The 13,574-nt window shown below is 42.8% G+C and carries 17 protein-coding genes, 1 other RNA gene and 1 pseudogene; 6 read left to right on the top strand and 13 right to left on the bottom strand.

Going from position 1 to position 13,574, the window contains the following annotated elements:
- The first annotated feature begins 17 nt into the window (after window positions 1-17).
- Window positions 18-596, top strand: coding sequence for a MarR family winged helix-turn-helix transcriptional regulator (locus OQ477_RS04875; RefSeq protein ID WP_265971592.1), 579 nt, complete (start codon window positions 18-20; stop codon window positions 594-596).
- On the top strand, window positions 589-870 hold the full coding sequence (locus OQ477_RS04870) for a hypothetical protein (protein WP_265971591.1): 282 nt from the start codon (window positions 589-591) through the stop codon (window positions 868-870). The genes OQ477_RS04875 and OQ477_RS04870 overlap by 8 nt, the downstream gene beginning before the upstream one ends.
- Window positions 871-909: 39 nt before the next feature.
- On the opposite strand, the gene OQ477_RS04865 is transcribed toward OQ477_RS04870, so the two are convergent.
- The 6 genes and pseudogenes from OQ477_RS04865 to OQ477_RS04840 form a co-directional block, all read right to left on the bottom strand.
- Window positions 910-1,368, bottom strand: coding sequence for an SMI1/KNR4 family protein (locus OQ477_RS04865; protein WP_014418100.1), 459 nt, complete (start codon window positions 1,366-1,368; stop codon window positions 910-912).
- 14 nt (window positions 1,369-1,382) lie between these two features.
- A pseudogene (locus tag OQ477_RS04860) lies at window positions 1,383-1,859 on the bottom strand (HNH/ENDO VII family nuclease); the annotation flags it as partial.
- Between the two features lie 240 nt (window positions 1,860-2,099).
- On the bottom strand, window positions 2,100-2,432 hold the full coding sequence (gene csaA, locus OQ477_RS04855) for a chaperone CsaA (RefSeq protein ID WP_007611940.1): 333 nt from the start codon (window positions 2,430-2,432) through the stop codon (window positions 2,100-2,102).
- Between the two features lie 68 nt (window positions 2,433-2,500).
- The gene (locus tag OQ477_RS04850) at window positions 2,501-3,211 is read right to left on the bottom strand and encodes an AraC family transcriptional regulator (RefSeq protein WP_032873446.1); all 711 of its coding nucleotides are present in this window, start codon (window positions 3,209-3,211) and stop codon (window positions 2,501-2,503) included.
- Between the two features lie 51 nt (window positions 3,212-3,262).
- Window positions 3,263-3,829 (bottom strand): TetR/AcrR family transcriptional regulator, encoded by a 567-nt coding sequence (locus OQ477_RS04845; protein ID WP_265971586.1) that lies wholly within the window; start codon window positions 3,827-3,829, stop codon window positions 3,263-3,265.
- The gene (locus OQ477_RS04840; RefSeq protein WP_265971585.1) at window positions 3,829-4,548 is read right to left on the bottom strand and encodes an MBL fold metallo-hydrolase; all 720 of its coding nucleotides are present in this window, start codon (window positions 4,546-4,548) and stop codon (window positions 3,829-3,831) included. The genes OQ477_RS04845 and OQ477_RS04840 overlap by 1 nt, the downstream gene beginning before the upstream one ends.
- A gap of 224 nt (window positions 4,549-4,772) precedes the next feature.
- Between OQ477_RS04840 and OQ477_RS04835 the strand changes: the two genes are divergently transcribed.
- On the top strand, window positions 4,773-5,294 hold the full coding sequence (locus tag OQ477_RS04835) for a hypothetical protein (RefSeq protein WP_007407994.1): 522 nt from the start codon (window positions 4,773-4,775) through the stop codon (window positions 5,292-5,294).
- Window positions 5,295-5,323: 29 nt separating this feature from the next.
- Here OQ477_RS04835 and czrA read toward each other — a convergent pair whose 3' ends face one another.
- Window positions 5,324-5,656, bottom strand: coding sequence for a Zn(II)-responsive metalloregulatory transcriptional repressor CzrA (gene czrA / locus OQ477_RS04830; protein WP_007407993.1), 333 nt, complete (start codon window positions 5,654-5,656; stop codon window positions 5,324-5,326).
- 191 nt (window positions 5,657-5,847) lie between these two features.
- On the opposite strand from czrA, the gene OQ477_RS04825 reads away from it, so the two are divergent.
- Window positions 5,848-6,513, top strand: coding sequence for a lysozyme family protein (locus OQ477_RS04825; protein ID WP_265971584.1), 666 nt, complete (start codon window positions 5,848-5,850; stop codon window positions 6,511-6,513).
- 66 nt (window positions 6,514-6,579) lie between these two features.
- Here OQ477_RS04825 and OQ477_RS04820 read toward each other — a convergent pair whose 3' ends face one another.
- Together OQ477_RS04820 and OQ477_RS04815 are read right to left on the bottom strand one after the other, a co-directional pair.
- A complete protein-coding gene (locus tag OQ477_RS04820) occupies window positions 6,580-7,116 on the bottom strand; it encodes a DUF420 domain-containing protein (protein ID WP_007611945.1) in 537 nt (178 codons plus the stop codon).
- Window positions 7,117-7,260: 144 nt separating this feature from the next.
- Complete coding sequence (locus OQ477_RS04815) at window positions 7,261-8,043, bottom strand: VLRF1 family aeRF1-type release factor (RefSeq protein WP_224182307.1); 783 nt, start codon at window positions 8,041-8,043, stop codon at window positions 7,261-7,263.
- Window positions 8,044-8,231: 188 nt separating this feature from the next.
- On the opposite strand from OQ477_RS04815, the gene OQ477_RS04810 reads away from it, so the two are divergent.
- Both OQ477_RS04810 and OQ477_RS04805 read left to right on the top strand, forming a co-directional pair.
- Window positions 8,232-8,735 carry an N-acetyltransferase gene (locus OQ477_RS04810; protein WP_007611949.1) on the top strand — a complete coding sequence of 168 codons (504 nt, stop codon included), beginning with the start codon at window positions 8,232-8,234 and terminating at the stop codon, window positions 8,733-8,735.
- 64 nt (window positions 8,736-8,799) lie between these two features.
- Window positions 8,800-9,777, top strand: coding sequence for a S66 family peptidase (locus OQ477_RS04805; protein ID WP_044802229.1), 978 nt, complete (start codon window positions 8,800-8,802; stop codon window positions 9,775-9,777).
- 31 nt (window positions 9,778-9,808) lie between these two features.
- Here OQ477_RS04805 and OQ477_RS04800 read toward each other — a convergent pair whose 3' ends face one another.
- From OQ477_RS04800 to ssrS, 4 genes are all read right to left on the bottom strand, one after another.
- On the bottom strand, window positions 9,809-10,201 hold the full coding sequence (locus OQ477_RS04800; RefSeq protein ID WP_053573311.1) for a hypothetical protein: 393 nt from the start codon (window positions 10,199-10,201) through the stop codon (window positions 9,809-9,811).
- 162 nt (window positions 10,202-10,363) lie between these two features.
- Complete coding sequence (locus tag OQ477_RS04795) at window positions 10,364-11,233, bottom strand: LysM peptidoglycan-binding domain-containing protein (RefSeq protein ID WP_265971578.1); 870 nt, start codon at window positions 11,231-11,233, stop codon at window positions 10,364-10,366.
- Between the two features lie 235 nt (window positions 11,234-11,468).
- Window positions 11,469-13,247: a DNA helicase RecQ gene (gene recQ, locus OQ477_RS04790; RefSeq protein ID WP_101670586.1), complete on the bottom strand. Its 1,779-nt coding sequence runs from the start codon at window positions 13,245-13,247 to the stop codon at window positions 11,469-11,471.
- 107 nt (window positions 13,248-13,354) lie between these two features.
- A non-coding RNA gene (ssrS, locus tag OQ477_RS04785) (6S RNA) lies at window positions 13,355-13,540 on the bottom strand.
- Between the last annotated feature and the right edge of the window lie 34 nt (window positions 13,541-13,574).

The following is a 13,574-nucleotide window of genomic DNA, read 5'->3' as shown; positions in this document are numbered from 1 at the left end:
CAGATGGGAGATAACTTATGGATATTAAATTATTAATGAAGGAACTGCATGTTATGCAGCAAAGTTACGCATCATTATTTTCGGTTGTCAATAAAGTGCAGACTCGGGGGGATGAATACTTAGAAATGCTGACTTCCCGACAGCACATGACTCTTATTGCTATTGCCCATTTACCGACGGAAGATACCACACTTATGAATATCGCTAAAAAGCTGGGCACAACAAAACAAACCGCTAACAAATTAATTTCAAGCCTCGCGAAAAAAGGATATGTTCACACCGTGCCAAGCAAACTGGATAAACGTGCAATCAATATTGAGATTACCGCTGAAGGAAAAAAAGCGTTAATTTCCTGTTCAGAAAAATCCACCTATTTTTTAGCGGATATGTTTCATGACTTCACAACTGATGAAATTGAAACATTCTGGAGGCTATTGCAAAAACTTTATCGTTTTGATGGTGAAGAACAGGATGGTTTTGAAGAAAAAGCACATTTGAAAGTTGAAGATCAGGCACAATTCATCTCAGATGACTATGAAGAAAAAATCATGGCTGAATTTTCAAAACGGCGATATGAGAGTGCAGACGATGAATAATATGCTTTATCGAAAAGTAAAAGAAACAGAGGATAAGATGAAGGAAAAATGCTATGAGCTGAAAGATAAAATTGATCAATTTATTTCTCATGCCAAATATAAAATTTATCGCAAACGTAAACTGGACCGAGCCGGCAATTATATATCAATTGCCATTGGACTCTTTATAATAACTGCCTCATGGCTGACCGCAACACAATGGCTGCTTTGGATAGGCGCGGCGAGTATTTTGAGTAATGCCTGTTTGCTCATTATAAAGCCTGTTAAAAATTGAAAATCTGAAAAAAGCTCTCTAAAAGAGAGCTTTCTTTTATTAATCGTCCCAGTCTTCATCTTCTTCCCAGTCATCTTTCGCTTCCTGAATCTTATTATAAAAAAATTCGATAAAGCTTTCTGCAGCGATATCTTGATAGCCAATTATCCTATCCCATTCCACTACAGGGCATTCTCCGTCTTTCATTTTATTCGTATCTAGACAGTAAGCAAAGAAATCAACATCTTCTATGACAACAAGACCATCAGCAAGTCCATAATGTTGTTTATATTCTTTGGTTTTATCTGCAACTGACGCATGATCGAAGTTATAGCCTAAAACTAAAACCCCGAATAAACCACCAGCACCGTATTTTTCTAAGAACCATTTATAGCTAATAGGAAGTTCGCATTGGAGGATTTCTTCAATGCGAGTTATGTTTTCATGGCTTGCACCCTCTGTGAATATAGCATTTTGCTTGTTTTCATTAATAAAGTTTTCAACCTTTGAATAAATCATTTAATTTAAACACCTCAATTCTCATTCTCAAATTGTTTCGCTCTCCACTTCCAATATCTCTTTCGAAAGCTTTCATATTGTGCTTTTAAAACCTTATCATTTCTAAAACTTTCACCATCAGTCTTAAGCTTATGAATAACATCACTATATTTTGTATGTAAACTGTTTGGGATTTCAAGCATTGGGCCAGGTTCTTCTTGAATCAAGTGATGTAAATTAATCTGTGTGCCATCTTTTGCATAAGGAGCATTACCGTTTTTCATAAGCTGAAGATTTGTTACGCCAAATTCTGTTTTTTGGTTCATATCAATATCTTTCATAGTATACACTCTGCGGCTTATGTCTTTAACTTTTCCCTTTGCTTTTACCTTGCCCTTAACCTCAAAGGCACCATACTTTTCTTTATTTAACCAAGGAAGGTTTATTTCTTGACCAGTAAACGGCTTTCTCGTTCCATCCGGGATTTTCTTTGCATTTGTCGAACTGCTATTCAAGATCATAAAATTTCAAACAAAACCTTACACGAAAGATCGGGGATCGGCAAAACAAAGCCAGATATAACATATATTAAAAAATCTCTTGCATTTCCGCACCCGCCATGCTATATTGATATAGCGATGAGCTGAATTGTGTAAGCCGATGCACATGCCCTTGCGGCACACACGAATGTGGCGTGTGGTGTATCGCCTCAATACGCAAAAGACGTTTGCTTCTGCAAACGTCTTTTTTTATTATCCGATTTTCGTTCCGTTCGGTACTGTCTGCTCTGGCGTAAGCAGGACAACGTCTCCTTTTTCCGGGATGCCGCCGAGAACGAGAACTTCTGACTTAAATCCGGCGATCCGCCGCGGCGGAAAGTTGACAATAGCAGTAACCTGTCTGCCCGTCAGATCACCCGGTTCGTACCGTTTTGTAATCTGGGCGCTTGATTGTTTCATGCCGATCTCTTCGCCGAAATCTATTGTCATCTTAATGGCCGGCACCTTTGCTTCCGGGAATACTTCCGCTTTTACGACCGTTCCTATTCTAAGATCAAGCTTAATAAAATCTTCGATGACTGCCATATCAAAAACTCCTTTTTTACAATCATGATACCAAAAAAAGAAGCAGTTTATTTAACCGATTTTCAGAATTATTTATCAGATTGAAAGGTGTTTCGGAAGACGCGCGGCGTTATTCCCTTATGTCTGACAAACCATCTGGTAAAGGAAGACAAATTTTGAAAGCCGACCTCCTGGCTGATGTCTGTCAGCCGGCATTTTGTTTCAATAAGCATTTGTTCCGCTTTCTTCATACGGAGCTCAGCAATATAAGCTTGCGGGCTTTTCCCCGTCTGCTTTTTAAACCAGTCGGAATAATACGCCGGGTGGTAATGTTCCATTGCGGCAAGCTCTTTAATTGTAAAAGCCTTTGATAGATTTCGGCGGATATACGCAATTGAATTATTCGTACGGTTTTCTTGTATCTTTTCAGCAATATATTCTGCAAGCAGACTCAATGAATGAGCCGACTGCTGCTTTGTCTCTTCTGTCAGCAGAAACCGAATCGATGTCCAAAAGGGATCAAGCTTATTCAGAATGCCGGAGTCAAAGGAACTTTTGAAAAAGTATGCCGGTATGTCGAGAACGAGACATTCATTTCGCTCCAAAGAACGGAACCGATGTTCATGCCCGGGCGGAATATACAGCATCTGATCAGGTTTTAATCTGATTTTACGTCTTTCTGTCTCCAGGTCCAGCTGTCCTTCGAGCGGAAAGAGCATTTGGCAGTATGTGTGTGCATGAGAATCAAAAATATGTGAATAGGTGCGCCGCTCACAAATGATATGTTGTAATGAATCCATTTGTCCCTCCTTTTTACATGATGCGTCTTTTATTTAGTTTACATAATAATATTATTGTTCCCTCTCCTGCAAACCTCTTAGGAAAACAACAACTGCAAACTTCCGGCTTTCCTTAATTGATTCGGTTAATTCAAATGCACTCTGTTTTCTCAACACGGCAAATCCGTGAAGAAGGCTCCTCAGTCCTCTCGCAGCATGAATCGCAGTGTCAGACTGTGCATAACCGTTAGCTGTCAGCTGCCTGACAACAAGCTCTACAAGCAGGCTTGACAGATTCTCAATCCGGCCGTCTTTTATCTTTTGAAATGTTGCGTCATATAATCCGGGATTGGCTTCGGCGAAATTGATATAGGCATCGGCAAGACTGAGCAAAGCCGTTTCGCCCGTCAGTCCTTCTGCAGAGGCCGCCATTCTTTCATATAACATAGTTAAACCGGAGACAGCCAGCTCTGTTTTAATTCCTTGAAGGCCATTGACAAAATTGTAAAGGGAAGGCGGTTTTACGTTTAAGGACTTTGCAACAGCCGCAAGCGTCACTTCATTCAGCCCTTTTTCGTCAGCGATGCCTGCTGCGGCTCTCAATATCATGTCAAGGCTCATTCCGACTCTCGGTGACATTATGATCGGCCTCCCGGCAGGCTTCGTTCGGCTTCCTCAGCAGCCTCACCCATCATTTCAACGGGATTGCAGAGAACATTTCCATGTCCGGCGGCCAGACTGCTTGGTTGATGAGCGATAAGCGTTCTTGCTGTTTTTACAGCTTCTTCTTTATTCCACGTAGCAAAAGCCGGAAACGGAAATTTCCATTTCAGCTTCCCTGAAACAGCTAGGCCGCCCCGTACTTGAAAGGCATCTCCGACGATCAGCATATCATTTCTCATATCTTTAAAAGCGAGGCTTCCCGGCGTATGACCGGGAGCGGGAATGACAAGTAAAGATCCGATCCGCTCGCCGCCTTTCAGCAGGCGATCAGGTTCGGTCTGAACATTTTTCGGCACTCCCCCCTTTATCGGCGTTTGTGCTTCATGCTCAAATAATGAAGTGTCACCTTTCAGCAAGAAAGAATCCCGCTCAGAAATACAGACGGAAGCATCCGGAAATTCCGCAGCTAATGAGTCAAGCGAACCGATGTGATCCCCGTGCGCGTGGGTGAGTAATATGTCATTCAGCGGCTTATCAAGCTGCCGCAATGCTTGTTTGATTCCTTTATGACTGTTAGGCAGTCCGGCGTCAATCAGGGTTACTCCTTCTTCTTCTTCAACCAAATAACAATTCACCGGGAAAAGCGCTGGAAAAAAAGTCAGCTGCCAAACACTTCCGTATTGTAAGATTCTCATCAACATCCCCCTAAAACTAATATCATTAGTTTTATTATAACTAATACTGTTAGTTTTTCAAGAGTTTTATGTTTAAATCCTGAAAAAGGCGCGGGCGATTCTCTTATGCCAAAAAAAGAAACGTGCATAATGTGATAAAAGATGCTTTCAGCCTGCGAATAAATCACACTACTAAAACCAGCCGGATAAGCATACACTACTCAACGGAGGGGGAGTTCCACACCATGCATATCACACTTCAAAGCATCTGCCCTGTCTTAATGATTGCCTTTTTTCTGTATAAAAAGGTGAAACGGTCCGTCGGCTTTCAGCCTTTGAAACCCCGCTGGCTTTATACAAGAATGATTTTGTTTTCATTGCTGGCCGCAGCTCTGGCGTTTTTCAGCATCACACACCCGGCTTTATACGGCCATCTTATATTCGGCACTTTTTGCGGCTGGCTTCTGGTCCTGTTTGCTAAACGGAACATTTCTTTTGAAGAACGCCGCGGAAAAATGTATTTTCGCACTCACCTGTGGATTGAACTTATTCTATTAACGTTATTCCTATCGAGATTTGTTTATCGCGTTATTGAAATTTACCGGGTCACAGCGGACTTTACCCATCCGGAGGCATACAGCCAAACGGTCGGGGCCGATCCGCTGACCATCAGTATCTTTTATTTCATCGCAGTTTATTACAGCGGCTTCTCTTTTTATGTCTTAAAAACGAGCAGAGACCAAACCAATAACAGTCAGTACGGCTGACATCCCTGTCTCAAAAGCAGGGATGTTTTTTAATCGTGCCGCGTATGGTGAATCATTTGCTGAAGCACATCTAACACATGTTCATCCTCAGGAGAATAATAGATGGATGTTCCTTCTCTGCGTGATTTGACGAGGCGCAGATTTTTAAGAAAACGCAGCTGATGAGAAACAGTAGACTGCAGCAAATTCAGCTTTTCTGCGATATCATTTACCGCGTGCTCACCCTGTGACAGCAAGTGGAGAATTCTGATTCTGGTCGGATCAGACAGCGCCTTAAAAGTCTGGGCAACCAAAAATAAAGTTTCCTCATCTAAATCGACAGCGGGGTCATTTGTGTTTCCGGATTCGTGAAATTCAGTCATATACCTCACCCTTCTTTTCTCAAGTAGCCCAATTATACCAAATGTCAATTGATGCAGATACATCCTGCGCCTGACAAAAGAACCGTTATTTTAAATTTATGTTTCAAATACGGGTTTCCGCTTGGTTTCGCGCATTCATCTGTGTCATAATGAAAAAGTCATAATGCTCCTGAAATTGAGGGTGAAACACAGTGGAGAAAAAGAAAAAAGGCTGTTTCGCTGCCGCGGGTCTTATGATGATATGTGTTTTTGCCATGGTTTCCTTCTTCCTCATTCTGTTATTTTCAAATAATGAATGGCTCAAAAGTCTTCCGTTTGATGTCAAGCCGATCGTGCTTGAACGGCTGACAGATTACAAACCGCTTGTTGAAGACGAGCTGGATGAAAAAGGACTCACCAAATATACATCGCTTGTACTCGGCATGATATATCAGGAGTCAAAAGGAAGAGGAAATGATCCCATGCAGTCTTCAGAATCTCTGGGTTTAAAGCGAAATGAGATTAAAAACCCTCAAACCAGTATCAAACAGGGAATCAAACAATTCACTCTCATGTACCAAACAGGCAAGAAAAAAGGCGTAGACTTGGATACGATTATACAAAGCTACAACATGGGAGCCGGCTATATTGATTTTGTGGCTGAACATGGAGGATCACATACTGAGGAACTGGCAAAACAATACTCCGAGCAGCAGGTCAAAAAGAATCCGAAACTTTACACTTGCGGAGGGAACAAAGACAATTTCCGTTATCCCTACTGCTATGGTGATTACACGTACGCAGAAAAAGTAAAAGCAAAAACAAAAACCGTTGAACAATCCTTAAATGTAACAACACTTGAAACGCTTGAAGAGTAAAAGGCGCCCTGTATGAGGCGCCTTTTTTCAATCAATAGAAAAAAGCCGCGCGGAGCACGGCTTTTTTTAATAATACGGCGAGATCATTAAGTATACAATGACACCCGTCAGACTGACATACAGCCAGAGCGGCATCGTCCATCTCGCGATTTTTTTGTGGCGCTCCACCTGCATACTGAATCCTCTGATCAGCGTAAACAGCGCAAGCGGCACGATGATGAAGGAAAGGCAAATATGCGTAATTAAAATAAAGAAGTAAATCCCGCGCATGATGCCGTGGCCGCCGAATAAAGTATTCTCAGCTATCGAGTGGTACACGACATAGCAGATCAAAAACAGCAAAGTCGTCGTAAACGCCGCCAAAATAAAGCGTTTATGCGCTTGAATATTTTTTTGCTTAATCATAAAGAGCGCTGCCAGCAAAAAGATAAAAGTAAAGCTGTTAAAAATGGCATTTAACATCGGCAGAATATGAATATTGGCAATGCTGACCTGTCCCGATTTCGGCATAAAAAACAGCACCGCTATTAACCCGTTGATCAGAACGGTCAATGTCAGCACGATACCGGTATAACTTTTAGGTTTGTTTTCTGTCTGATTCATCTTATGACCTCTCTCAATTTTACTGACTATCCAAATGGTATGAGAATTCAGCTTTGATGTCAACGGTTTCGCCCGCTTCGTCAGAAATTAGACAAACTTAAGCCCTAAAAAGACCGGGTGTTTGAGACCCGGCCTTTCGTCATATTATGCTTCCTTCAACAGTTCTTCTATCACCTTATGTTCGTTTTCATTCAACAGATTTTTTGGAATGATCCGATCAATCGGTTTATTCATGTGCTGATCGAGAATATCGGCTGTTTCTTTGTCCCCTGCGATTACGAGACGCTCCCATTGGTGTGAAGCGGCCTTCTGATCAAGGTTCGAAGCCAATCGTTTATACAGCCTGTTTTGGTTTTCTTCGACGTGGGCTTTGGCGGCGTCTTCGTCCATCGATGCGGAGTTTCCGCTTACATCCTGCGGTTTCCACGATTCATTGATGACGTCGTATTGATAATGCTCCACCCCTTCAATTTTTCCGAGTACGGTTTCTATGATCTTCACTTCATTCTGCTGGGTGAGAATAAAAGCCGTGCTCGGAAATTGTTCACGGAGAAGTTCTAATTGATCAAGGACAGCCGTTTCTTCCCAATAAAATCGTGTTTCGACAGGCACCTGCAATTCAATCGTCTCCCAGATACCGCCTTCTCCCGATGCAAAAAACACGAGACTGCGCGGCATCTCTTTACCAAGCCCATCGATATATTGATAGACACGTTCCATGATGCGGACGAGAGATTTTTCTTCTTCCGGATCACTGGCAGACAGATACTCTTTTAATCTCCGAAAACCGGTTTTCAAGGCGATTTTCCACTCTCCCCCCTGCTGATCCGGATTTCTCATATCCGTATTTACATATAAGGAAAGCATTTTATCAGGAGATTCCGTCATTACATACTTCAATTTGCCGATGAGTGAGTCAATTGCCATTATAGATTCCTCCTTTTTCCGCTGCTCACTGTTCCTTTCCCTATCCGCACCGCCTTAAAAACGTTAATCCACATATAAACGGCAGACTTTTCTAAAAAAGTTTTTGCAAAACCTATTTACAAACCAAGACATCATTTACTACAATGGATACTTGTGTTTGACTAAGACTTTTACGCTGTGAAAGGAGTATGATTTTGTTTACTGCAGAAGAAAGAGATCAGAAAGAGCTGGAAAAAGAGCTTCATAAACTTGAATTTCAGATTTTCAGAATGCGGGAAAATCTGATAGATGTATCAAAAGACGCGCGAGTGCTTGGTATTGATCAATCGAACAATGACGATTGGATCATTGTTTCCTCGATTGATGATGGCCAAACATGTAAGATTATGCTGACTGACTGTGAGTCAGCCTACCGGGGAAGAGGCTGTTTTTCACTGATCGCCTCTTATTATGACAATGCCATTCATATCGGGGACATTAAAGGCCCGCCGAACCACGGCTACGGCTCGATCTGCATGAAATTTTTAAAACATATCGCCAGAGAGCAGAATATCCCGAAAGTGACGGGCGACATCGCTAAGCGTGATTGGGATCATGTCGACAGACTCATTCATTTTTATGAAAAGCATCACTTTGATGTCTGGATTGACAATGATACGCAATCAGGCGGCATTAAATGGGTCGACCTGTAAAAAATGATAGATAAACCCTCGTTAATATGGTGTAATAGATTAAACCATTTAAGGAGGGTTTTTTTTGTATCCGGAAAAATTGAAAAAAGGTGACGGCATTCGTATTGTGTCTCCGGCCACAAGCATGTCCGTTATGTCAGATGAAAATATAAATGCCGCGAAGACAAAATTGGAGGAGCTGGGCTTTTGTGTCTCTTTTTCAGAGAATGCGAAAGAAATAAATGAATTTGATTCATCATCCATTGAATCGCGTGTACGGGATCTGCACGAGGCTTTCGCTGATCCTGACATCAAAGCGATTTTGACGACACTCGGCGGGTTCCAATCAAATCAGCTGCTCCGCTATCTTGATTATGAAAACATCAAGCGGCATCCGAAAATCCTTTGCGGCTATTCAGATATTACCGCTCTCGGCCATGCCATATATCAAAAAACCGGCCTTATTACATATTCCGGTCCCCATTTTTCTTCATTTGCCATGAAAAAAGGGCTGGACTATACAATTAACTCTTTCCTGGCCTGCTGTGCTTCTGACAACCCGTATGAGGTAAAGCCTTCATCCGAGTGGAGTGATGATAAATGGTATTTGAACCAGGAGGACAGACGTTTTTATCGGAATCCGGGACCGCTCGTTATTCAACCCGGATATGCGGAAGGAACACTGATCGGAGGAAATCTATGCACGCTGAATCTTCTGCAGGGCACCGAATACTTTCCGGAGATGGAACAAGTGATTCTGTTTATAGAAGATGATCATATGTCGGACATTCATATGTTTGACCGGGATTTGCAGTCACTCATCCATCTACCCGCTTTTTCAGCCGTGAAGGGAATTGTCATCGGACGTTTCCAGCATGCTTCAAATGTGTCTGAGGAGGCTCTGCGTGCCGTCATCCGTACAAAAGAAGAACTGTCATCCATGCCTGTTATCGCAAATGCTGATTTCGGCCATACCTCCCCTTTGATGACATTCCCGATCGGAGGAACATGCAGGATAGAAGCCGGCTCAGAAGGCGGACGGATATGGATCGATCGGCATTAATACATAAAGACGGGAAAACCGCCCCGTCTTTTTATTTTGACGCCTTATGCCGCGGCGTGCGCGGAGCGATCATCATTCGTCCGCCAGCCGCTGCCGTCACCCATACGGAAGCTCCTTCATAAAAACGGCTGATCTCTTCATTATATACGGCGTGTGTCAGTTCACGTTTATCATGCGTTCCGTCTTGGTTTTTTACGTTTAAAATAAGCACAAGCTCGTGCCTGCCATTCTTCATCACGCCAGTACGTCTCACCTTTTCAATAACGGCTGGCCTTCCTCTTCCTCTGTCAAGCGCCTGAAACAGCCTGACAGCAGGCATAGACAGTCCGATAACGAGCACAATGGCGAAAGCGGTGCATATACCTGCTTGAAACACCGGTGATTCTGTGAAGGCATTCCATAAACATATAAATTCCGGCTCCATCAGTTTCATACACCCCTTCAGATTCCGTTTTCACATCCATTCCTTATTATATTAGAGAAACGCTTTTTCTTTTTCCGCATATAACGATTATATACAGTCAAAAAAGGGAAGAAAAAAAGAACACAAAGCATTTCGCCTTGTGTTCTTCATCTCTATATGAAACTAGTCTAATACTTTAACATTTACTGTTCTGACGCCCCAGTTGTTAGCGTCACTTTTCTTTGCAACAAATACGTCAATTTTATTTCCTTTAATTGCGCCGCCTGTATCTGCTGCTGTTGCCACTCCGTAACCTTCAACATAAACCTTAGAGCCAAGCGGAATGACACTAGGGTCTACCGCGATGACTTTTGCATCAGGGTTTTTGTTTAAGTCAACACCGGTTGCCGTTACACCGGAAATGCCGCCGTCGTTAGCAGAGTAAGCAGTTGCAGTCATTGTCAGCTGCTTTTTAGGCTCTTGTTGGTTTGTATTTGATTGAACAGGCTGCTGTTTTGCTTCGACAGCCTTCGCTTCTTGTTTAGGTTGTTGTTCTTGAACAGGTTCTTGTTTCGGCTGCTCGTTTTTGACAGCTTCTTGTTTCGGCTGTTCTGTCTCGGCAGCTGGTTTTTGTTCAGTTTGCGGCTGGCTGGCTTCTTGAGCCGACTGTGCAGCCTGAGCCTGACCTTTCACATTTAACGTTGTGCCTGCGTAAATTATATCTGATTGCAAGTTATTCAAGCTTTTCAGATTGCCGACTGATGTTCCGAATTTCTGAGCAATTTTCCAGAGGCTGTCGCCCTGCTTCACTGTGTACTGCCCAGATGTGGTTGTTTCTACTGAAGAAATAGTCAGTTTCTCTCCTTCAATGATTAAATCAGAAGATAACTGATTCCATTCTTTTAAGTCCTTTAGGTTCACTCCGTTTTTTTGCGAGATCCCCCAGAGCGTGTCACCCTTTTGCACCGTGATTTCTTTAGCAGAAGCGTGAGCTCCAAATGCAGTTGTTGAAATTGCTGCAACTGCGACAAAGGACATAATCGTCTTCTTCATAAGTAAATCCTCCCTTGTTAGCTTTTTATTGGCGGCTAACAGGTGATATCGTAACATATGAAAATGTCAGTTCAATAACAAAACGATTTGAATTAGATTACAGTTCCTTTACATGAAACATTTCTCTCGCTTGGTAAGTCTTGCTGAAACCTTGATACAGCAAGGGTTTTCAAGCTTCTGATTTTTCCGGCGCCAATGAAAAACACAATGTGCAAATTTCTAAAAAAACTTTTTTTCACTCTGTTTCTCTTACATAATTTCGGATTTCTTCTAAAAAAACCGCTCCGTATTTCAATCTTTTTTGTTCCCCGACCCCTTTTACGGAAAGAAGATCCTGATCCGTTTTCGGAAGTTTCGCCGACATTTCTTTTAACGTCTGATCTGAGAACACGACAAATGGAGGCACACCCTGTTCAGCTGCAATCTCTTTGCGGAGACGCCGGAGAAGCTCAAATAATTCATCATTTTCAGTAACGGCGGCGGCCTGTAAGGCTTCTTTTCTCGCGACTGCGCTTTTTCCAAGCAAAACGTCCCTGCCTTTTTGGGTGACCATAAGCGTCGGAAATGTGCCGTCCGCCATTCTGATATATTCATCTGAAATAAGAAATTCGATAAAATCACTGATTTCCGCTGCGGATTGATGCTTCATAATGCCGTAAGTGGACAGGCTGCTGAAGCCGTTTTCCAGCACTTTTTTATTTTTAGACCCGCTAAGCACCTGCGCCACCATCGTTTTTCCGAAGCGCTCATTCATTCTGATAATGCATGACAATACCATCTGCGCTTCTTTTGTGACGTCATGGGCGGTCCTTGTATCAGTGCAATTGCCGCATGCTCCGCAAGCTGCCGCCTCATTCTCGCCGAAATACTTCAGAATAAACCGCTGCAGGCAATCTTCCGTATGACAGTAATCCACCATCTGTCTCAGTTTTTTGAGATCCTGCTTTTGTTTTTCTTCTCCGGCGGCCGATTGGTCTATTAAAAAACGCTGCACCATAATATCCTGCGGCGAAAACAAGAGCACACACTCGCTGTTAAGACCATCGCGCCCGGCCCGTCCGGCTTCCTGGTAATAGCTCTCCATATCTTTCGGAATCTGCGCGTGTAAAACGAATCTGATGTTGCTCTTATCGATTCCCATTCCGAAAGCGGACGTAGCTACCATCACTTGTATCTGATCGTTAAGAAACCGCTCCTGCTGATCTTTTCTGTCATCATCCGCCAATCCGCCGTGATAACGGCCGGCATTGATGCCGCTGCGTTTTAATTTCTCATATAAACGGTCGGTTTCTTTTCTTGTCGCTGTATATATAATGCCGGCTTCGTGTTTATTTTTTTCCAGATACCGCTCGATAAACCGGTCTTTGTTTTCGCCCTTTACTACTTTAAACGTTAAATTCTCTCTGGCAAAACCGGTATATACAGTTTGTTCTTTCTTAATATGAAGCTGCTTGCAGATGTCATCATGAACCTCAGGCGTAGCCGTCGCCGTTAATGCGATGATGACGGGCGGTTCTTTTAATTCATTAAAAAGGATTTCGATATTCCGGTAACTCGGCCTGAAATCATGTCCCCATTGCGATATACAGTGAGCTTCGTCAATGGCGACAAGAGGAACCGTAATATTCTGCAGGATGTGAATGAATTCAGAAGAAGTCAAACGCTCCGGTGTGATGTAAAAGAGCCGGTAAGCCCCTTGTTTCAAACCGGTCAGGCGCTCATGAATGTCACGGCTTGTCTGGGTGCTGTTAATATAAGCTGCCGCGATACCCGCTTCTTCAAGCGCGTCGACTTGATCTTTCATTAAGGAAATAAGAGGGGAAATAACGATTGTGGTTCCTTCAAACAGCAGTGCGGGAATCTGATAGCAGATTGATTTTCCGCCCCCCGTCGGCATAATGCAGACCGTGTTTTTTCTCTCCTCTGCAACTGATTGTATCGCCTGCTTTTGGCCCGCGCGAAGACTGTCGTAGCCAAAATAATGCGCCAGAAGGGATTGGGCTTTATCCAGCATATGTTGTAAAACCTCACTTTGTCTTTGATTCTTTTATTTTATCATACTGATAAAGTACGCTGCTCAAGGGCAATGCAAAATAAAAAGCCATCTCCACAAGGGAAATGGCTTTCGCTACGTATGCCGTACGCAAGTAAGAAAGTTTTAAACCACCACTCCTCAAAGTGGGTGTTTGCAGAAGCGTTCCTGTCGTCCTCTGCAATGGAGGCATGACATTCCGGCTTCGATATAAAACTCCCTATTACAGCTTAAAGGTTAAAACTTAATTAACAATACGAACAATGTAGCTTCTCTTATATCCTACACCATCAGTCGTATTTTGGCAAG

It is taken from the genome of Bacillus sp. ChL18, from assembly GCF_026241425.1.
GTDB lineage: Bacteria > Bacillota > Bacilli > Bacillales > Bacillaceae > Bacillus > Bacillus velezensis.
The sequence above is the reverse complement of the archived record's forward strand: the minus strand, read 5'-3'. Positions and strand labels throughout refer to the sequence as shown.